The organism is Paenibacillus sp. MAEPY2 (assembly GCF_000499205.1).
In the GTDB taxonomy this organism is placed as follows: domain Bacteria; phylum Bacillota; class Bacilli; order Paenibacillales; family Paenibacillaceae; genus Paenibacillus; species Paenibacillus vandeheii.
Genome location: NZ_AWUK01000024.1, coordinates 77,014 through 97,180, shown reverse-complemented (window position 1 = coordinate 97,180; position 20,167 = coordinate 77,014). Strand labels below are relative to the sequence as shown.

General features: G+C 44.9%; 18 protein-coding genes. 17 read left to right on the top strand and 1 reads right to left on the bottom strand.

Annotated features, from left to right (window positions below; all coding sequences use genetic code 11):
• Positions 1–30: 30 nt before the first annotated feature.
• The 5 genes from P364_RS0118810 to P364_RS38755 all read left to right on the top strand — a co-directional run bounded on the left by P364_RS0118810 (position 31) and on the right by P364_RS38755 (position 5,076).
• Positions 31–1,191, top strand: a complete 1,161-nt coding sequence (locus P364_RS0118810; protein ID WP_024631628.1) for a sensor histidine kinase — start codon at positions 31–33, stop codon at positions 1,189–1,191.
• A gap of 4 nt (positions 1,192–1,195) precedes the next feature.
• Positions 1,196–1,918, top strand: a complete 723-nt coding sequence (locus P364_RS0118805; RefSeq protein ID WP_024631627.1) for a response regulator transcription factor — start codon at positions 1,196–1,198, stop codon at positions 1,916–1,918.
• A 290-nt stretch (positions 1,919–2,208) separates the two neighbouring features.
• Positions 2,209–2,622 (top strand): hypothetical protein, encoded by a 414-nt coding sequence (locus tag P364_RS0118800; RefSeq protein ID WP_152532725.1) that lies wholly within the window; start codon positions 2,209–2,211, stop codon positions 2,620–2,622.
• Between the two features lie 593 nt (positions 2,623–3,215).
• Positions 3,216–3,359 (top strand): hypothetical protein, encoded by a 144-nt coding sequence (locus P364_RS38270; RefSeq protein ID WP_236642146.1) that lies wholly within the window; start codon positions 3,216–3,218, stop codon positions 3,357–3,359.
• On the top strand, positions 3,292–5,076 hold the full coding sequence (locus P364_RS38755) for a helicase-related protein (protein ID WP_236642451.1): 1,785 nt from the start codon (positions 3,292–3,294) through the stop codon (positions 5,074–5,076). Before P364_RS38270 ends, P364_RS38755 begins: the two co-directional genes overlap by 68 nt.
• A gap of 45 nt (positions 5,077–5,121) precedes the next feature.
• On the opposite strand, the gene P364_RS37385 is transcribed toward P364_RS38755, so the two are convergent.
• Complete coding sequence (locus tag P364_RS37385; protein WP_024631624.1) at positions 5,122–5,340, bottom strand: hypothetical protein; 219 nt, start codon at positions 5,338–5,340, stop codon at positions 5,122–5,124.
• Positions 5,341–5,406: 66 nt separating this feature from the next.
• On the opposite strand from P364_RS37385, the gene P364_RS36270 reads away from it, so the two are divergent.
• From P364_RS36270 to P364_RS0118730, 12 genes are all read left to right on the top strand, one after another.
• Positions 5,407–6,333: a ComF family protein gene (locus tag P364_RS36270; protein ID WP_152532724.1), complete on the top strand. Its 927-nt coding sequence runs from the start codon at positions 5,407–5,409 to the stop codon at positions 6,331–6,333.
• 332 nt (positions 6,334–6,665) lie between these two features.
• Positions 6,666–11,657 carry a fibronectin type III domain-containing protein gene (locus P364_RS0118780; RefSeq protein ID WP_024631622.1) on the top strand — a complete coding sequence of 1,664 codons (4,992 nt, stop codon included), beginning with the start codon at positions 6,666–6,668 and terminating at the stop codon, positions 11,655–11,657.
• 149 nt (positions 11,658–11,806) lie between these two features.
• A complete protein-coding gene (locus tag P364_RS0118775) occupies positions 11,807–12,214 on the top strand; it encodes a TIGR03826 family flagellar region protein (RefSeq protein ID WP_024631621.1) in 408 nt (135 codons plus the stop codon).
• 153 nt (positions 12,215–12,367) lie between these two features.
• Positions 12,368–12,652 (top strand): flagellar biosynthesis anti-sigma factor FlgM, encoded by a 285-nt coding sequence (gene flgM, locus P364_RS0118770; RefSeq protein WP_024631620.1) that lies wholly within the window; start codon positions 12,368–12,370, stop codon positions 12,650–12,652.
• A gap of 11 nt (positions 12,653–12,663) precedes the next feature.
• Positions 12,664–13,167: a flagellar protein FlgN gene (locus P364_RS0118765; protein WP_029881092.1), complete on the top strand. Its 504-nt coding sequence runs from the start codon at positions 12,664–12,666 to the stop codon at positions 13,165–13,167.
• Positions 13,168–13,186: 19 nt separating this feature from the next.
• The gene (flgK, locus tag P364_RS0118760; RefSeq protein ID WP_024631618.1) at positions 13,187–14,743 is read left to right on the top strand and encodes a flagellar hook-associated protein FlgK; all 1,557 of its coding nucleotides are present in this window, start codon (positions 13,187–13,189) and stop codon (positions 14,741–14,743) included.
• 24 nt (positions 14,744–14,767) lie between these two features.
• Positions 14,768–15,688 (top strand): flagellar hook-associated protein FlgL, encoded by a 921-nt coding sequence (flgL, locus tag P364_RS0118755; RefSeq protein ID WP_024631617.1) that lies wholly within the window; start codon positions 14,768–14,770, stop codon positions 15,686–15,688.
• 16 nt (positions 15,689–15,704) lie between these two features.
• Positions 15,705–16,274: a DUF6470 family protein gene (locus P364_RS0118750; RefSeq protein ID WP_024631616.1), complete on the top strand. Its 570-nt coding sequence runs from the start codon at positions 15,705–15,707 to the stop codon at positions 16,272–16,274.
• A 117-nt stretch (positions 16,275–16,391) separates the two neighbouring features.
• On the top strand, positions 16,392–16,799 hold the full coding sequence (fliW, locus tag P364_RS0118745) for a flagellar assembly protein FliW (RefSeq protein ID WP_236642135.1): 408 nt from the start codon (positions 16,392–16,394) through the stop codon (positions 16,797–16,799).
• Between the two features lies 1 nt (position 16,800).
• On the top strand, positions 16,801–17,046 hold the full coding sequence (csrA, locus tag P364_RS0118740) for a carbon storage regulator CsrA (protein ID WP_024631614.1): 246 nt from the start codon (positions 16,801–16,803) through the stop codon (positions 17,044–17,046).
• Positions 17,047–17,201: 155 nt separating this feature from the next.
• Positions 17,202–18,095 (top strand): flagellin Hag, encoded by an 894-nt coding sequence (gene hag / locus P364_RS0118735; RefSeq protein ID WP_024631613.1) that lies wholly within the window; start codon positions 17,202–17,204, stop codon positions 18,093–18,095.
• A 167-nt stretch (positions 18,096–18,262) separates the two neighbouring features.
• Positions 18,263–20,155: a glycosyltransferase gene (locus P364_RS0118730; protein ID WP_024631612.1), complete on the top strand. Its 1,893-nt coding sequence runs from the start codon at positions 18,263–18,265 to the stop codon at positions 20,153–20,155.
• Positions 20,156–20,167 lie beyond the last annotated feature (12 nt).

The window sequence follows — 20,167 nt, the reverse complement described above, 5'->3', positions numbered from 1 at the left end:
CGGAAACGATAGAAATGGAGTCGAACAAACGTGGATTTACAAGCCGATGCCATAGACCGCGTCATAAAAAACGCCATTCAAGTCATGGAAAACAGTAAATATCAAATGTTTGAGATTATGGACTCAACCCGTAATGAGCTGAAAACGCTGAACGAGGAGTTGAAGTCGGTTCTGAAGGAGACGGCGGAAACGATCGAGAAAGTAGATCAATTGGAGCTGAACTACCGCCGCTCCCGGATCCGGCTAACCGAGGTTAGCCGTGACTTCGTCCGTTATTCCGAGCATGATATCAAGCAGGCGTATGAAAAAGCGACGCAGTTACAGCTGGATCTGATGATTTACCGTGAAAAGGAAATGTATCTGAAAGCCCGTCGGGATGATCTGCAGAAGCGTGCCAAAAATGTGGAAGCTTCGGTGGAGCGCGCCGAGACGATCGGTTCCCAGATGGGGGTTGTACTGGAGTATCTGTCGGGTGAGTTGGGTCAAGTGACCCGTATTATCGAATCCGCCAAAAATCGACAAATGATTGGTTTGAAAATAATTTTGGCCCAGGAAGAAGAGCGGAAACGCATTGCCCGTGAGATCCATGACGGACCTGCACAGATGCTCGCAAATCTAGTGCTTAGGACGGAAATTGTAGAAAGAATGCTCATAAAGCAGGATTTTAAGATGGTCCAGGCCGAAATAGTAGATTTGAAAGGCCAGGTTCGTTCGAGTCTTGGAGAAATGAGAAAAGTTATTTTCAATTTGCGTCCTATGGCACTGGATGACCTGGGATTGATTCCGACGCTTCGGAAGTACGTGCAGGATTTTGAAGAAAAAACAAAAATCCGCTCGCTTTTTGAAACGAGAGGCAAGGAACACCGTTTGTCTTCCGCAATGGAGGCAGCGATTTATCGCCTCGTGCAGGAAGGTCTGTCCAATGCTGCAAAGCATGCTTATCCCACTTATGTTGTAGTGGAAATTACATACCAGGCTCAGCTCGTCAAAATTGTCGTGCAGGACAATGGGCTTGGATTCAAACCGGAGCTTCTTGCGAAGAAGAGCAAGGATCATACCCACTTCGGTCTGATTGGGATGAGAGAGCGGGTTGAACTGTTAGAAGGAAGAATAGAGATCGAATCCGCGGAAAATCAAGGAACCAAAATAGTGATTCATATCCCGACAAACGTGGATAAGGGAAAGGAGTAGCAGGATGGAAAACCGTGATACTGGTAAAGCATCAATTAAAGTTCTTTTGGCTGATGATCATCAGCTGTTCCGTGAAGGTCTGAAACGCATTTTAAATATGGAGGACGACATTGAGGTCATTGGCGAATGTGGCGATGGAATTCAGGTGCTCGAATTCTGTAATCAGGATAAACCGGATATCGTATTGATGGACATCAACATGCCGGTAGAAAACGGGGTTGAAGCAACGGAGAAATTGCGTGAGCTGTTCCCGGATGTCAAAGTCATTATCTTGTCTATTCATGATGATGAGAGCTACGTGTTCGAGACGCTGCGTAAAGGCGCTAACGGATATCTGCTGAAAGACATGGAGGCCGAGTCCCTGATTAATGCGATTCGTTCCGTTCATGAAGGGCATGCATTCATCCACCCTAAAGTAACAGGCAAACTGATCATGCAGTTGCGTCGTATGACGTATCTTAATGAGACAGGGGCAATGAGCGAGGGGGCTTCGAAAGAGGCAGGCGTTAAATTTGTCGCTGGCGACAACAATCCGCTTACTCGTCGTGAGGCTGAAGTGTTGCGTCTGATGGCTGAAGGTAAGAGCAATAAAATGATTGGTGAATTCCTGTTCATCAGTGAAAAGACAGTAAAAAACCATGTCAGCAGTATTCTGCAGAAGATGGAAGTGGACGATCGTACGCAAGCGGTTATCAACTCGATCAAATATGGTTGGGTTACGCTCTAATATACAATTGTAATGATGTAGTGTGTTGTTAACAAATATAGGCTTCTGTTTACTCGCGCCCATTCCAAGATATTGGACTGGTTAGCGGGTTAATGGACTTTATTACAGCAAATGATCAAAGTGTGAAGCTGTGTAGAACTTACGTTAGCTTCGGCATGAATGAGTGAACGACCTGGCCTGTCTTCTTCGTCCAGTGTCGATCAGAATGGAATATGAGCGTTCGGGATTTGCAAGTGTAACCCTTCAGGGGATGCAGCATATACTGCTGTATACAGGGATGTTCGCCATGGGTGAGCATGACCTTCCGAGGAGGTGCAGTTGCCATGGTTGCTCATCTGACTATGATTCTGCTCATATACTTCCTGGCGGCAATGGCCGTTCATGCCATGCACCAGCGCCATCTTTCTCGTCCAGACCCCGAAGGCTACGAGCAGATTCTGCTCATTCCTTCCAATCAGGAGCAGCGGATTGAAGGTATTGTAAGAGCGCTTTGCCGGGAATTATTTTACCATGGAAAGAGCTTCACATTGACGGTTGTCGCTGATCGTACGGAAGCCGAAACGGTTCGAATCATTGAAAAGCTTATGCATAGGCAAGGAATGGAGTTATCCTACTTATCTGCTGTCCCTTCCGATATGGAGCAGGGGAATCAGACAGGGAATCGTTCTATTCGCCTTATCGATTTACGTGAGTCGAAGCAGTAGTTGCTTTTTTCGGGTTAAAATCATTATTCGTACGAAATGCTGAGACAGACCGGCTAAAGAATGTCATCAGTCAGAAGGTACTTTTAATGAAGTCATACCTGCTTGCCAAGTTAAGCTTGGATTTCATAAGTTCGAGGTTAAAGATTACAGCCTATGCTGTAGTCTTTTTTTGTCATTGTAGCCAAGCTTGCTGATAAATTAAATATGGGTTTTTATGCAATGTATGGTTATTGCAGGGTTTCTGTTCTTCTTTAGTTAACAATCAGAAGCTTTTTGAAATCAGAACTCTTAAGTTAAAAGTATAGACGGTACGGATTGGAAAAAGTTTCGCGGTTCAAAGAAAGATTATCGTTAATAAGAGAATTGGTAAAATGATGCGATGAAGAGGATTTGGAATTACAATAACTTGTAACAAAACTCGACGATTGATATAGTGGTAGTACAAATGGAAATAATTTGATTGGGATGGACATGAAGCACATGCTCCGACGAAAAGTCGGGTTGGCATGTGCTTTTTTTGCGTTTCGGGATATTGAAGCTGAGGGAGGAGAGCAGATGAAGGTTGGTTTATATGTGCGTCGAGTGAGAGAAGGGTGGAAGATGATTCTATCACTGGATATCCGAGTGGATGCGGCGTGGTGGCTAGAGGGTGTAAGTGGACAGCAGGTGTTGAAGTGGTTGCTGCTAGGCAGGGAGCTGCCTTTAAGTCAGGCTTCATGGATGGTAGAGAATTTTGAATCGGAGAAGGAAATGAATCAGTGGGTCGAGCGTCATTGGCAGGCGTATATGCGACGGAAACTGGAAGAGTACGAGCGGTCCTCCGGGGAACTGGAGGCTAGGGGAGAGATGGCGGGGAATGTGGGGATTGCCGCTGAAAGAGGTGCGGAGGTGGGCAGGATGGCAGAGCCATATCCCGCGGGGGAGTGGGCTCAGCTGGAGCGGGGCGCGGCCCTGCTGGCTGAGCGGCTTCGCGGCCGCCAATTGCTGGCGGCCGAGGCAGAGGCGCTGCTGGCGGATACGGCGCCGCAGCTAGCCTCGGTTTGGCGCGCGGCTGCGCAGCTCGCGCACCTATGGGGGCGGCTGAGCATAGCAGCCGCCCTGGAAGGGCCTGCCACGCGGCGGCACCGCCTCGCGTGGCTTGGTCGCGCGCAGAGCGCGCCCCGCTGCCGCCGATGCGGCAGCTTTGCCGGGCAGCGCGTGCCCTGCGCTGCCTGCGGCTTGGCGGCGTGCGCCTACTGCGAGGCCTGCCTCGCGCTGGGGCGCAGCCGTGCCTGTGCGCTGCTGCTGCGCAGCGCAGCGCCAGGGGCCGTGCCACGACGCGGTGAAGCATCGCGTCGTGGCACGGCCGTTGACCCCACCGAGGGCGGACTTGCCCGGTGGGGGTTGAGCCCGGCGCAGAGCGCGGCGGCTGCCGAGGCGCTGGCGTTTTTGGCCCGGCCATCCGCAGGGGATGGGCCGGGGCGGTTTTTGCTATGGGCCGTGACTGGGGCCGGTAAGACGGAAATGATATTCCCGCTGCTCCAATACATATTGGAGCGGGGTGGACGAGCACTTGTCGCTACGCCGCGGCGGGATGTCGTGCTGGAGCTTGCCCCTCGTTTGGCGAAGGCGTTCCCTGACATCTCGCTCGCTACACTATACGGAGGCAGCACCGAGCGCTGGAAAGACGCACAGCTCACACTCGCGACCACGCACCAACTGATGCGTTTTTACCAGGCATTTGATCTGGTCATTATCGATGAGCTCGACGCGTTTCCCTACCATAATGATCCCATGCTCGCTCATGCGGCTGCGTCCTCATGCACGCCTGATGGTCATTTTGTTTACCTGTCCGCTACCCCGCCAGCTAGGCTACAGCGGGAAGCAGCGCAAGGAAAACTCACTCACGCCAAAGTTCCCGTCCGCTTCCACCGCCACCCTTTACCTGTACCGCGTTTACTGAAAATGCCTACTGTCGCCGAATGTATTCGGAAGAGAGAGCTGCCCGCCACACTAAAAAAGAGTATTCAAACCTCCTTGCTGCGGGAAGCTCAGGTATTTGTTTTTGTGACACGGATCGCTCAGATTGAGGCATTTGTAAATCTCATGCGTCGCATGTTTCCACAAATCCATATCGAAGGAACATCATCTCAAGATCCGGATCGCGCGAGCAAAGTGATTGCTTTTCGTGAACGGACCATACGTCTGCTCGTGACCACCACTATCTTGGAGCGGGGCGTCACCATCCCGCGTAGCGATGTATTCATTTTGGATGCGGATAATGGCTTTTTCGACGAAGCGTCTCTGGTACAAATGGCGGGTAGAGCAGGTAGATCTATGGATGATCCAGCAGGAAGAGTCGTCTTTGCATCATCCCGTCGTACACGTTCTCAGGTCCGAGCAGTGGCACAGATCCGAAAGATGAATACTATCGCCCGCCGCAAAGGATATCTGCATCCGCCGTCTCATCCATAAATTCAACTTTGGAGGCTCACACCTATGCCCATCTGGCTAAACGATTTAACCGATTATTTGCACGAGCTTACCCGTCGTCTGCATAGCCTGTTCGCCCCACCAGGAGCAACTTGCCTGACCTGTGGAACCCGAGCGATCCTTTCGAAAATCTATCCAGGGGTATGTACCCGATGTGTACAGCAAATTCCGTGGATTCGTACCATTCGCTGCTTGCGCTGTGGTCGAGGAATCGGTTGCCCGGACTGCGTCCGTCCACACATGCAAAACCGTTCTTTCATCCTCAACCGCAGCGCCGTTCAGTACAATGCTTTAATGAAGGAATGGATTAGCATGTACAAATTTAGAGGTCACGAGCGCTACGCGCCGTTATTAACATCTCTTTTGATTCAAGCATTTCAAGCAATGAGTGAGGAACTTAACCCTGTTTTGGCAAAAGAACCCCTGGCCCCCGCGGCTCGTCCCGCCACGCCTGCTCAATCTCATATGGATGCCAGTTCACATCCATGTAATTCGGGTGCGTTAACAAACGCACTCGTTCACCGACCTGGCGGGGGCGATGTAAACAACAATTCGCCCGTTCACCGACTTGGCTCGCGTCAATCAATCAGCACGCCGGTTCACTCACCAAACTTGTTTGCGCCCGTGCATATACACGCGCAACTCAATAGCCAAAGCCCCTACGCGAGCTATACGCATGCTCATCCAGGAGCAGCACGACGCAACCGCCAGTCGCTGCTCCAAAACAACAAGCCGCGATGGCGGCCAGACGTGGTGACCTATGTCCCCGTCAGCAACGAACGCCTTGCCGAGCGCGGCTTCAATCAGGCAGAGCGGCTCGCATCAGGGCTCGCCGCAGCCTGCCGGCTACCAGTTGTTGATCTGCTGCAGCGCCGGATCAACACCACCAAACAAAGCTTCAAGACACGCGGCGAGCGCATCCAGACCATGCAGGATGCTTTCTCAATGCAGCCGGGTGGAACGGAGATAATGGTTGATCTCTACAGAGCTTCAAATGAAAACATGCCAAAGAACATGCATTTACAGCCAGCCAATTCATACACGATTGGAAAAGGAATCTCTTCACATATCACATCAACAACACAAGATTGGCCGTTAACTCCCTTACGCTTGTTACTGATTGATGATATTTACACAACCGGTAGTACCCTGGATGCCTGTGGACAGGTGATTTTAAAAGCTGGATTTTCTATGAACCTCCCAATAGAGATTTACACGCTGACTTTGGCCAGATCCTGACCTGAGTATTTGCATATTCACTTAATAGGTGGCTATCTATGTGGTTATCATACGCAAGTTAGATAATGAACTAAAATTAATAGCTTTTATATACAAAAGGGAAAGTATGTTCTAGTATGTATGACGTTATCACTTTTGTGGATTTTCATATACATACATATAATTTGTGTGTTGGTTGTTTAATGAAATTAAAAGCATAAATTAGACAAGAATATTTTTACATGTAAAAAAGAGGAATTATTTTTGCCGTGTAGAATAGATAGTTCTGCCGTTCACCATAGGTGACAGCACAGGGAGTGGCAAAACATATCTTTTTTAAGGGGAGAACAACGGTGAGTGCAGGAAAAAGAAAAAATGGGTTTTACTTATGGACCGTCCGTTTACTGGTGCTGATACTGGTATTCGGACAGTTTGGCGTGTACGGGGGAAACCGAGCGAATGCCGCAACAGGTAGTGGTATTGTCTCATCGAGTAATGACTTTCAGTATGTAATGACAAACAACAACGGTAAATTACAGGTGAACCAGAGGGATGTTAACCTCAGTTGGGTTAGATCCTACAACATTTCAACAACAGGTTACTCTTTTACAAGAAGGCAGTCTATCTTGGGATTTACCAGTGATATTACGAATATAAGTTTTGGATCGTATACCTCTAAATATACGGGGCAAATCGATAATGCATTTCTTATTGATTTAAGTAAAGTTCGTGAATACTTCACTGAGATGACGTATAGGCAATCCGGCATGGAAGTGGGGCAATGGACCATTTCGAACTATAATGTTTTGGGTCAGCTTACACCGGTTGATGTATACAATTATGATGTAAGGCAGTTAAGTTTGGTTGTTAATGCGGATACGGGGGAGGTCGTAGATTTCTATTCTGAACTGAACCCATATTATACACGCAAAGCGGAACCAGCCTCTTTTACCAAACAGTTGGTGGCCCCAGTAACGATTGACAACATGCCAGCTATTCCAGCTGGGATCACAGGAAAACAAAGTGAAAATACAGTTAACTTGAACTGGCAGCATGCACAGCAGGCCGTGCAATATGAAATTGAGGAGAATGGAATCATTAAGGGACCTTATTATGGGACAACCTTTGTCAGCAACGGATTATTGCCAGATACGTTGTATTCCTATAGAGTGCGTTCTCTTAATTCAATAGGTACAAGTGAATGGAGCTCTTTGTACGAGATCAAAACCTTGCTCCAACAACCGGTGATTTCGGCAAGCTCCCAGGAAGGTAAAAATATTACCCAATGGAACGCGGTTGATCAAGCTAGTCATTATCAATTAAAGATTGATGATGAAACGCCTATTGAGCTTGGCAATGTGACATCGTATGAGCATGAGGGTCTCGCAGCAAATTCAAATCATACGTATACGCTAAAAGCTCTGTCTTCCAACAATGAGAGCGATTGGAGTAAAACCATAACGCAACTGGTAGTTCCGGACTCCGTCAGTGGTTTGAAAGTAACAGAAGCAACATTTAATAAAGTTGCACTATCCTGGACCGCTGTAAAAGGTGCGACAGGTTACGATTTAGAGATTGATGGTAACATCGTCGCTGTAACTGGTACCACATACAGCAAAACAGGACTCATTCCTAATACAGAACATACTTTCCGGTTGAGACCAAAAAATACAGGCGGGGCAGGCAGTTGGTCTGATCTGTTAACCGTGTCCACTCAATTGAGTACACCCGTACTGAAATCAAGCCCTTCACAGGAAGAAATTATTCTCGTTTGGCCTTCTATTGAGGGTGCTACTTCATATGAAGTGGAAGCCGATGGAGTAATTGTTGGTAATGTTGTAGATCCGACATTTACGCATACCGGACTCACACCAGCTACAGCTCATAAATACCGTGTGCGTGCTTTAACAGATACCAATACAAGTGCATGGACAGCCATACTGACTCAAAATACGTTACCAGGTTCTGTGGCAGGATTAACAGTGAATTCTGTAACCAATACGGCTATAGCGTTAAAATGGACAACTGTAACTGGAGCTACCGGATACGATCTGGAAATCGACGGCACAGTTGTCGCTGTCACCGGCGTTGCCTACACGAAGAGTGGTCTTGCAGCAAACACAGATCACACCTTCCGCATACGGTCGAAGAATGCCGCTGGTGTAGGAACATGGAGTGATTTAATCAGCGGAACCACGCTATTGAATACACCTGTTTTGAAAGCCACATCGGAAGAAACCGCTATTAATCTGACGTGGGCAGAAATCGCCGACGCTACGAAATATGAAGTAGAAGCCGATGGCGTGGTAGTGGGGACGGTGAGCGAACCTTCATACACGCACAGCAGTCTGCTCGCAGGAACAGCACATAAATATCGTGTACGGGCTTTGACCGACACCAACACAAGTGCATGGACAGCCATTTTAACGCAAAGCACATTGCCTACCTCTGTTACTGGACTGACTATTAACTCCGTAACGAATGTAACAATAGGTTTGAAATGGAATGCAGTAACCGGAGCAACGGGATATGACCTGGAGATCGATGGGACCGTAGTATCCACTACCGCTACTGCATACAACAAAAGTGGTCTTACAGCAAACACAGATCACACCTTCCGCATTCGTTCCAAGAATGCCGCAGGAGTAGGAACATGGAGTGATTTGATTAGCGGAACCACGCAATTGAACACTCCTGTATTGAAAGCGACGTCGGAAGAAACGGCTATTAACCTGACGTGGGCAGAAATCGCCGACGCTACGAAATATGAAGTAGAAGCCGATGGCGTGGTATTGACGACAGTGAACGAACCTTCATACACACATAGCGGCTTACTTGCAGGAACAGCACATAAATATCGTGTACGTGCTTTGACCGATACCAATACAAGTGTATGGACAGCCATTTTGACGCAAAGTACAATTCCAGCTTCCGTCAGCGGACTGACTATTAACTCGGTAACGAATGTAGCAATAGCATTGAAGTGGAATGCAGTCACCGGAGCTACTGGTTACGATATGGAGATCGACGGTACAGTTGTCGCTGTTACTGGGGTTGCCTACACGAAGAGTGGTCTCGCAGCAAATACAGATCACACCTTCCGCATCCGTTCCAAGAATGCTGCTGGCGTAGGAACATGGAGTGATTTAATTAGTGGAACCACGCAATTGAACACACCAGTATTGAAAGCTGCATCGGAAGAAACGGCTATTAACCTGACATGGGCAGAAATTGCTGACGCTACGGAATATGAAGTTGAAGCTGATGGAGTAGTAGTAGCGACAGTGAACGAACCTTCGTACACGCACAGCAGCTTGCTGGCAGGAACAGCACATAAATATCGCGTACGTGCTCTGACCGACACCAATACAAGTGCGTGGACAGCCATTTTGACACAAAGCACGTTGCCTGCTTCCGTTAGTGGATTGACTATTAGCTCGGTAACGAATGTGGCGATTGCACTAAAATGGAACGCAGTAACTGGAGCAACTGGTTACGATCTGGAGATTGATGGCACATTAGTGTCCACTACTGCTGCTGCCTACACAAAGAGTGGTCTTGCAGCAAACACAAATCATACCTTCCGCATCCGCTCGAAGAATGCCGCGGGAGTAGGAACATGGAGTGAATTGATCAACGGAACTACGCAATTGAACACCCCAGTGTTGAAAGCGACATCGGAAGAAACGGCTATTAATCTGACATGGGCAGAAATCGCTGACGCTACGAAATATGAAGTTGAAGCTGATGGAGCGGTAGTAGCGACAGTGAACGAACCTTCGTATAAGCACAACAGCTTGCTCGCAGGAACAGCACATAAATATCGCGTACGTGCTCTTACAGACGCCAACACAAGTGCGTGGACAGCCATTTTGACGCAAAGCACATTGCCTGCTTCGGTTACTGGGCTGACTGTTAACTCCGTAACAAATGTAGCAATAGCTTTGAAATGGAACGCAGTAACTGGAGCGACAGGTTACGATTTGGAGATTGATGGTACAGTTGTCGCTGTTACTGGCGTTGCCTACACGAAAAGTGGCCTTGCAGCAAATACAGACCACACCTTCCGCATTCGCTCCAAAAATGCTGCGGGATTAGGAACATGGAGTGATTTGATCAACGGAACGACACAATTAAACACCCCAGTGTTGAAAGCGACATCGGAAGAAACGGCTATTAATCTGATATGGGCAGAAATCGCTGACGCTACAAAATATGAAGTAGAGGCTGATGGCGTGGTAGTGGCGACAGTGAACGAACCTTCGTACACACATAGTGGCTTGCTTGTAGGAACAGCACATAAATATCGTGTACGTGCTTTGACCAATACCAACACAAGTGCATGGACAGCCATTTTGACACAAAGCACAATCCCAGCTTCCGTTACTGGACTTACCGTAAACTCCGTAACAAATGCAGCAATAGCTTTGAAATGGAATGCGGTAACCGGAGCTACGGGATATGACTTGGAGATTGACGGCACAGTTGTTGCTGTTACTGGCGTTGCCTACACGAAGAGTGGTCTTGCAGCAAATACAGATCATACCTTCCGCATCCGTTCCAAAAATGCCGCAGGAGTAGGAACATGGAGTGATTTGATCAGCGGAACTACGCAATTGAACACTCCTGTATTAAAAGCGACATCGGAAGAGACGGCTATTAATCTGATGTGGGCAGAAATCGCTGACGCTACGAAATATGAAGTAGAAGCCGATGGCGTGGTAGTGGCGACAGTGAACGAACCTTCGTACACACATAGTATCTTGCTCGCAGGAACAGCACATAAATATCGCGTACGTGCTCTGACCGACACCAATACGGGTGCATGGACAGCCATTTTGACGCAAAGCACAATCCCATCTTCCGTTAGCGGACTGACTATAAACACGGTAACAAATGTAGCAATAGCTTTGAAATGGAATGCAGTAACCGGAGCAACGGGATATGACCTGGAGATTGACGGCACAGTTGTTGCTGTTACTGGCGTTGCCTACACGAAAAGTGGCCTTGCAGCCAACACAGAGCACACTTTCCGCATCCGTTCCAAGAATGCTGCAGGAGTAGGAACATGGAGTGATTTGATCAACGGAACAACACAATTGAGCGCCCCAGTATTGAAAGGAACCTCGGACAGAACTGGTATTCTATTAACATGGGATGCAGTCATTGGTGCTTCTTCTTATGAAATTGAAGCAGATGGCCAGATCGTAGCGACTATAAATGATACAACCTTTGTTCATTCTGATTTGGTTCCATCGAGTCTTCATAAATATCGCATTCGTGCATTGAATGATCAGAATGTAAGTGCATGGACTTCTGTATTAAGCATCAAAACATTGAATTAAGGATGTAAATCAGGGGTATAGGTTGCGCATACATGCACCCTATACCCCTTTTTTATTCGCAAAGAGGCTATGGACTTGAAGAGAGAAAATAAGGTAATGTATAGTTATTATCCATTCGGAAGAGGAAGTTTGAGAGGGGCGTTTTAGCGATGAATCTGGGTAATTGTCCGCGCTGTGGCAAATTATATGCATTGAATTTTCGGGATGTATGCTCGAATTGTATCAAGGAAATTGAACTGGAATACCAGACTTGTGTGGATTATCTACGCGAAAACAAGGGCACTAACATACAGGAACTATCTGATGCAACAGAAGTTTCAATTAAAAATATTACCAAGTTCATTCGTGAGGGACGGATTTCCATCGAAAACGCCCCCAATATGATGTATCCTTGTGAAGTGTGCGGAACCCTGATTCGTGAAGGCCATATGTGCGACTCTTGCCGGAATCGTTTGACGAAAGATTTGGCTGGAGCGGCTCGAGAAGTAGGTCAGAAGGATAACGGCAGCATAGGCGGACGAACCTATAATGCTGTCGACAAACTACGGGATCTATAGGAACGAGGGCTTAAATACAAGTTTTGCTATAACAAATGTTTTGGAACGTACCGATAAACTTATTAAAGATTATCGGTTTTTTTTATTATCCTAATCGTTCGAGAACATAAAGATAATGTGGAAAATCCTAAGGTGGAAGGAAGTGCAATACGTATGAAAATCAATGAACCGAGTAGAATTGGTGCAATCAATTCATATCAGAGGAACGTTGAATCCAATCAGCAGGCTGATGCCAAAAAGAACCGCCGTAAGGACGAGGTATCCATTTCTCCGGAGGCGATGAAGATGCTTGAGGAACAAGGTCGTACACAGGACGCAGGACGTATACAACGGATACAGGAACTGAAAGAACAGGTAAGTTCGGGAACTTACCAAGTTGACAGCAGCAAGCTTGCTGACAAGTTAATGCCGTACTTTAAGTCTTTTGATAAGGAATAGGTGATCACGTAATGGCAGCACTGGACAGATTAATTGCAGTTTTGCAGCAAATGGAACAAAGTCACCGCGAGATGCTGGCAATCAGCGAGATCAAGAGACAGGTCATTGTCAAAAACGATGTGGATCAACTCATTGCTGTAATGAATAAGGAATCCAAGTTTATGAAACAGCAGGAGCCACTTGAGAGCGAACGATTGAGTGCAGTTCATGAACTGCTTCAGGAGCGGGGCATAAAATCGATGCTTAACCTGAATATCACAGAGATCTCCAAGCTGATCTTTGATCCGGCTGATAAACAGCGATTACTTGAAGTCCAGAAGAAGCTAGCGGGAACATTGATGGAATTGAAAGAAATTAATCAATTGAATCAAAAACTGATCGAGCAATCATTGATGTTTATTGATCTCTCAATGGACATATTTGCTTCTCGGCCGGAACAGGATGCCACATATCAGCATCCTGCTGATAAGAACGGTAATCCAGGGCGAATTGGTCTTTTTGATACACGTGCCTGATTAATTAGGGGGAAACAAGGTGACATCTACTTTTCATTCAATCGAAACGGCTAAACGAAGCTTGTTTACACAGACAACAGCGCTTAGCACAACAGGACATAACGTGGCAAATGCCAACACCGAAGGGTACTCCCGGCAAAAGGTAAACATGCAGGCATCTATTCCTATGGAGCCGTTTGCATTTTTACATAGTACAACACCGGGACAATTAGGAACAGGGGTAGAGTTTGACTCTATTACCCGTGTTCGTGAGAAGTTTCTCGACGACCAATTCCGCAATGAAAACACCAACTTTGGAAGTTGGTCTATTCAACGAGACACACTTGAGAAACTTGAAGCTATTGTAAACGAACCATCAAACACTGGTTTTCGAACCGTTATGGATAATTTCTACAAATCATGGTCAGACCTGAGTAAGAACCCAGAGGATGTTACTGCACGTCGTATCGTAAAAGAAACGACATTGGCACTTACAGATGCAATGAACCAAATCAGTCGTCAACTGGATGCGCTCAGTCAGGATTTGGACAGTAACATTGCTGTGAAAGGTAATGAAATTCAGGGCTATCTCGGTAACATTGCGAACCTTAATAGTGCAATTGTAAAAGTTGAGTCTCTTGGCGACAATGCCAACGATTTGCGTGACCAACGTGATCTGATGACGGACAAGCTGTCCAAAATCATGAACGTTACAGTTACGGATTCTCCGCAAGGATACCAGGTTCAGATGAATGGACAGGCACTCGTTACAGGCGGTGCGGTACAAGTAGCGGTAGATCCTGCTTTTCTGAATGCTGCGTATACAGCAGGCACGCTCACCAACGGCGAGGTTCACGGCATGATTAAGTCCAGAGACACTTTGGTGAGTGATTATCAGAAACAAATGGATGACTTAGCTAATACGCTTGCCAACGGTGATATTGAGATCACCCTTCCAGCAGGCTCAGTCCTGCCAGACAATACTGTTCTGGGTGGGGTGACATATACAGGGGCTGCACGTACCCTGGCAACTGATCTGAAGGTTACGGTCAAGGGTCTGAATGGTTTGCATCAACTCGGATATAGTATGGACGGAACTAGTTCGCCAGGATTACCTTTCTTTACAGCAGCGGGTGGTGGAACAGCCATTACAGCTGGCAATATTTCATTGAATGCCGAAATTTTGGCTGACCCGAATAAAATTGCAACCTCACTCCGAACCACTACGGATTCTTCAGGAGCAGAAACGGTGATTAAAGGTAACAATACACTGGCTAATCTGCTGGCTAATTTGAAGGATACTCCAATGAAATCTGTTGATGGATTGCGGAATGCAACGATTGGTGCTCAGTTTAGTGCTATCGTTGGACAGTTGGGTGTTCAATCTCAGGAAGCGGCACGTCAGACGTCCAATTCTGAATTTCTCGTAGAACAAGTGGACACTCGCCGTCAATCGGTCAGTGGTGTTTCCTTGGATGAAGAAATGGCTAATATGATCAAATTCCAGCATGCCTATAGTGCTTCTGCACGTTTTATGACCACATTTGACCAATTGCTCGAAAAATTAATTAACTCTACCGGCGTAGTAGGCAGATAATAGAAAGGAGTGAAATAGCAGACGATGAGAATTACAAATAATATGTTGAGCTCGCAATTGATTCTTAACCTGAACCGGAATGCACAACAGATGAATAGTACACAAACTCAACTGGCAACGGGACGGAAGATCAACAAACCTTCTGACGATCCGGTAGGGATTACGTACTCCCTTCGCTATCGTGCAGAACTTTCATCCAATGAACAGTATCAAAAGAATGTGGATAGCGCGGTATCATGGTTGGATTTTAATGATACAGTTATGGATCAAGCAGGCAGCGTGGTTCAGCGGTTGAGAGAACTGACGGTACAGGCAGCTACGGGGACTAACCCGCAATCTGCACTAGATAGCATCAATGAAGAAGTGAAGCAGTTAAAAGCACAACTTGTTGATATTTCAAACAGCACGTTGAACGGGAAGTATGTATTCAATGGTGAAACCTATGATGTGAAACCTTATGATTTCCCTGTCAGTACTGACGGCTCGTTCGATACAACGAATGCTGCTTCCGTCGTTACTGATTCGGGTAAAATTAATTTTATCGTGGGTGAGAGTATCCAACTACCGATTAACGTAACTGGTAATGAGGTGTTTGGTGACTCTACGGAAACTGATAATCTTTTTGTAATCTTTAATACCATTAGCCAGGCTCTTGCCAGTGGAGATCAAAAGGAATTGTCCAATCAGCTTACAAACATTGATACTCGCACAAACAAGATGCTTGCGATCCGCGCGGAGATTGGTGCGAAAACCAATCGTGTGGAACTCATGCAAGGTAGATTAAGTGATCTTGAAGTGAACCTAACAGATTTGCAAGCCAAGGTTGAGGATGCAGATTACGCTGAATTATCAATTAAGTCCAAAATACAAGAAAATATATACAATGCATCGCTTTCCACTGGTGCTAAAATCATATCCCAGTCATTGGTTGATTTTCTGAGATAAAAGGGGAGACTTTCTGGTGAATACTCTTCCAATCGTTCAGATTCAGACAACGCCCACGCTATTACATATCGATGCGGACATTGGTCAGTATTCGATTCGCCAGCCGAAGGCAGAGGTTCAGCTCCATACCAAGCCTAGTAAATTAACGGTGCAAAGCCATGCAATAGAGCTGAATGTGGATCAATCCAAGGCTTTTTCTGCTTATCATGGTGGGAATATGATCGATATGAATGCCCGAATATATTCGGGTATTCAGCAATTGTTCCTGCAGAACATGGCTGAACGTGTGCAACAAGGGAATGATATGGCAGCCATTCACAAACCAGGCAATACCATTGCCAATATTGTAGGAACGAATTGGCAAGCCAAACCGTTCCCGGAGACACGCACGGCAGCTTCCTCTGATAATGTGGATGTACGTGTGTTTACGCAAGCACCAGACATTCGCTTTGAAGCAGCGGAATCCGAGATGAATGTCATCGTGAATAAGCCAGAGATTGAATATCAACGTGGTAAGTTGGATATTTATGTGCAGCAATATGCTTCTATACAATACACTCCGCCCACGATTGATATGGGATTATAAGATATAATGTAGAGCTATAGACGGTTATAATACCCCGCTATAGCTTTTTTCTATAAAATCACCGCCAAGGAGGCGTTTATTATTTTTATTGAGACAAGTACATGGGGTAAAATTGAAGTGGATGAAAACAACACATATCATTTTCCAAGAGGTCTACCTGGTTTTGAAAACGAAACTAGCTTTGCACTGATTGCTTGGGAAGGTACCCCATTCAGTTACTTACAATCATTAACGGAGAAAGAGCTCTCTTTCTTAGTAGTCAGTCCATTTGAGTTTAAACAGGATTATAGTTTTGAACTGAGTGAAGAAGATAAAGAAGAACTCAAAATTGAAAAAGATGTAGCCGTTTACTCCATAGTCACTATACATTCAGATGTGAAAAAATCAACGATGAATCTCTTGGCCCCAGTTATAATTAATCCTGCACATCGGGTGGGCAAGCAAGTTGTTCTTCAACAATCAGGTTATGTGACTAAACATCTCATATGGACAGAAGAAGCGACTTCGGCGAAGGAGGGGGTCTGAAATGTTAGTATTGTCACGTAAAAAGGGAGAATCTATTATCATTCAAGATAATATTGAGGTAACTGTATTGGCAGTGGAAGGTGATACAGTGCGGATTGGCATCTCCGCCCCCAAGCACATTGATATCTTCCGGAAAGAGGTATATGCATCTATTCAGGAGGCTAATCGAGAGTCTGCAAAACCCGATGCTCCTAGTGTCGCTGCTTTTATGGAGTTGCTCCAAGGCATTGAAAACAAAAAAAAATAAAAATAAAATAGAAATATTCCAATTTACTATTAACAGTTCTTCTCTTCCTGTCGATATATAGTTTAGACGCTGCTTCGGCAGGGCGGCCGACCTTAATGTCGCGGCGTTTACCACAAGGATGTGGAACTAACTTATTTTCAGGGAGGAAATTTCTAATGATTATCAACCACAATATTGCTGCAATGAACACTCACCGTCAATTGGGTACGAACACAACTAACACAAACAAGGCTATCGAAAAATTGTCTTCTGGTCTGCGTATCAACCGCGCTGGTGACGATGCTGCAGGTTTGGCAATTTCCGAAAAAATGCGCGGTCAAATCCGCGGTTTGGATATGGCTACTAAAAACGGTCAAGATAGCATTTCCTTGATCCAAACAGCTGAGGGTGCATTGAACGAAACTCACTCTATCCTGCAACGTATGCGTGAGTTGGCTGTTCAATCTTCCAATGACACGAACACAGATAAAGACCGTGAAGCTCTTCAAAACGAAGTTGATGAGTTGGCTAAAGAGATCACTCGTATCTCCAATACAACTGAGTTCAACACGAAGAAATTGTTGGATGGTTCAGCAAGCACAGGTGGATCTGTTACAAGTGCTGCGAACTTGACATTCCACATTGGTGCAAATGCTGACCAAAACATTTCATTGACTATTAAAGCGATGGATGCTACGACTCTTAAAGTAACAGGGACGGGTACAAACGCTGCTGCAACTGGGTCGACTGCTGCTATTGCTAGTGATGGTATCGGAATCTCTACTCAAGCTTCTGCTAACGCTGCTATCACAACGATTAACACTGCAATTGAAACAGTTTCTTCTGAGCGTGCGAAACTGGGTGCTTACCAAAATCGTTTGGAGCACACAATCAACAACTTGGGTACAACTTCCGAGAACCTGTCTGCTGCTGAATCCCGTATTCGTGACGTAGATATGGCGAAAGAAATGATGAATCAAACCAAAAACAACATCTTGGCTCAAGCGTCCCAAGCGATGTTGGCACAAGCAAATCAACAGCCACAAGCAGTTCTGCAATTGCTTCGTTAATCTCAATAAAATCAATTATCACCACATCAAGCTGCCAGGTTTACCTGGCAGCTTTTTGTTTTTGTATTTGGTTATAATTTCGTGTTATTTGATGCCTCTATTCTCTAACAAAAGGTATTAAATTTTCCGACATATAGTATAAGACTATTAGAGATGAGAGGACAACAATGAGCAAAACAATATCGTTATGTATGATTGTTAAAAATGAAGAACAAGTACTCGGTCGATGTCTTGAAAGTGTCAAAGATGTCGTTAATGAAATTATTATTGTAGATACGGGGTCAACCGATATGACTCTTGATATTGCTCGTAAGTATACGGATAAAATATATTCTTTCGAATGGGTAAACGATTTTTCTGCAGCAAGAAATGAATCACTAAAATATGCAACTTCAGACTATATACTGGTTTTGGATGCAGATGAATATTTGGAAGTAGGAGCGGACTTTCAGAAGGACTTAGAGAAAAACTGTGATTACTATTTATTTAGAATAAGAAATGAAATATCTTGGGATAGAAATTTTACCTTCGCGGCAATTAGATTGTTTAAAAATCACATATCTTTAAAGTTTGAAAATAGACTACATGAGCATTTGAACATCATTAATGGCACGGCAGAATACACTATGGGTGAATCAAATTTGTTAATTAATCATGTTGGTTATACCGATGATAAGATGCTTGAGAAAGATAAACATAAGCGGAATTTGCCGTTAATGGAACTGGAAGTAGCAGAAAATGCTACAGCTTATAATCTTTACAATATGGGTAAAACCTATTTTGCTATTCAAGAATATAAGAAAGCAGTAGATTTTTTCAAACAGGCATATCCATTAAGTAAAGATAGACTCTTTCTTCCAGAGTTGCTTACGAAAATAGCTTATGCTTTGGCTGAAATCAATCAAATGGAAGATGCTCTATCAATACTAACAGATGCAGTCATGATGTTTCCAAGAGAAACTGAAATGAGATATATTTTGGGGATGGTCTACCAGAAAGCAGAGTATTACCGAGATGCTGAGGCTTGTTTTCGTAAATGCATAGAACTTGGAGACCAGGGTTCACTTATTACTGAAGGTAGCGGCGGTTATATGGCTCATATGAGGTTATCCGAATTGTATGAGGAAATCGGACTTTTAGAAGATAGTTATAGAGAATTAGCATGTGTGTTAAGTCTAAAGAAGAACTTTGCCCCAGCTCTTCAGCGATATTTAAATCTCACGCTCAAATTAAACATGAGTTCCCAGGACATTCAAACTGGAATTCAACAGCACTATACGTTAAAAAGTGTAGATGATTTACAACAGTTGTTAGATATAATGTATGGCGTACGTAATCCTCTATTGGATTATTACCTTACAACTTATAACATAACAGTACAACCTAATGTGCTGGCAACTTCTAAAATTTACAATAAAAAGTATAGAGAGGCCAGCATATTATGGAATGAAATTGCGGATAAAGAAATTGAAAATGGACAAGATTTATTGCTGTTAGCTTTCCTTTTGAAAGATGTTAGTAATTTAGTGCATGTACAAAATTTATTGAACTTAAGTAACAAAGAAAGAAATGCCCTGGAAAAGATGATTATAGGTCAAGATGGTAAATACTTGTTAACCCCGGTAATTGAGGGTCTTTTGTTAGAAAATTGCCGACAAATGATTATTTTGCAAGAGTTTGAACAATTTCAGATACTTGTTGAGAGAATGATAGAAATTAAATCTGAGATAAGACTGAACATAGGCAAATTGCTAAGTGATTATCGATTTGATGAGTTGGCTATTGATATGTTAATCACTATGTTCAAAGCTAAACCCAATAATGTTCAGCTTGTCCGGTTGCTGGGTGATCTTTGTCTTAGAAATAATTACTTCGAGGATGCGCATTTATTCTATACTAAGCTTCTTGCACTTGATCCTAAATACGATTCGTATGAAAGAAGCTTGAATTACTATGAAAAAGTAATAGACGTTGAAGGGACTATGAAGATAAAGAGGGAGATGGAAAAGCGATATCCTTATGCGTCGCACGTGAAGAAGACAAATGAAGAACAGAAGTGAGGTCACAAAATA

Coding starts and splice junctions, on each gene's coding strand:
- P364_RS0118805 (WP_024631627.1), top strand. CDS start 1,196: ATGGAAAACCGTGATACTGGTAAAGCATCAATTAAAGTTCTTTTGGCT.
- P364_RS0118765 (WP_029881092.1), top strand. CDS start 12,664: ATGGCAGCACTGGACAGATTAATTGCAGTTTTGCAGCAAATGGAACAA.
- P364_RS0118775 (WP_024631621.1), top strand. CDS start 11,807: ATGAATCTGGGTAATTGTCCGCGCTGTGGCAAATTATATGCATTGAAT.
- csrA (WP_024631614.1), top strand. CDS start 16,801: ATGTTAGTATTGTCACGTAAAAAGGGAGAATCTATTATCATTCAAGAT.
- P364_RS36270 (WP_152532724.1), top strand. CDS start 5,407: ATGTACAAATTTAGAGGTCACGAGCGCTACGCGCCGTTATTAACATCT.
- P364_RS0118730 (WP_024631612.1), top strand. CDS start 18,263: ATGAGCAAAACAATATCGTTATGTATGATTGTTAAAAATGAAGAACAA.
- flgM (WP_024631620.1), top strand. CDS start 12,368: ATGAAAATCAATGAACCGAGTAGAATTGGTGCAATCAATTCATATCAG.
- hag (WP_024631613.1), top strand. CDS start 17,202: ATGATTATCAACCACAATATTGCTGCAATGAACACTCACCGTCAATTG.
- flgL (WP_024631617.1), top strand. CDS start 14,768: ATGAGAATTACAAATAATATGTTGAGCTCGCAATTGATTCTTAACCTG.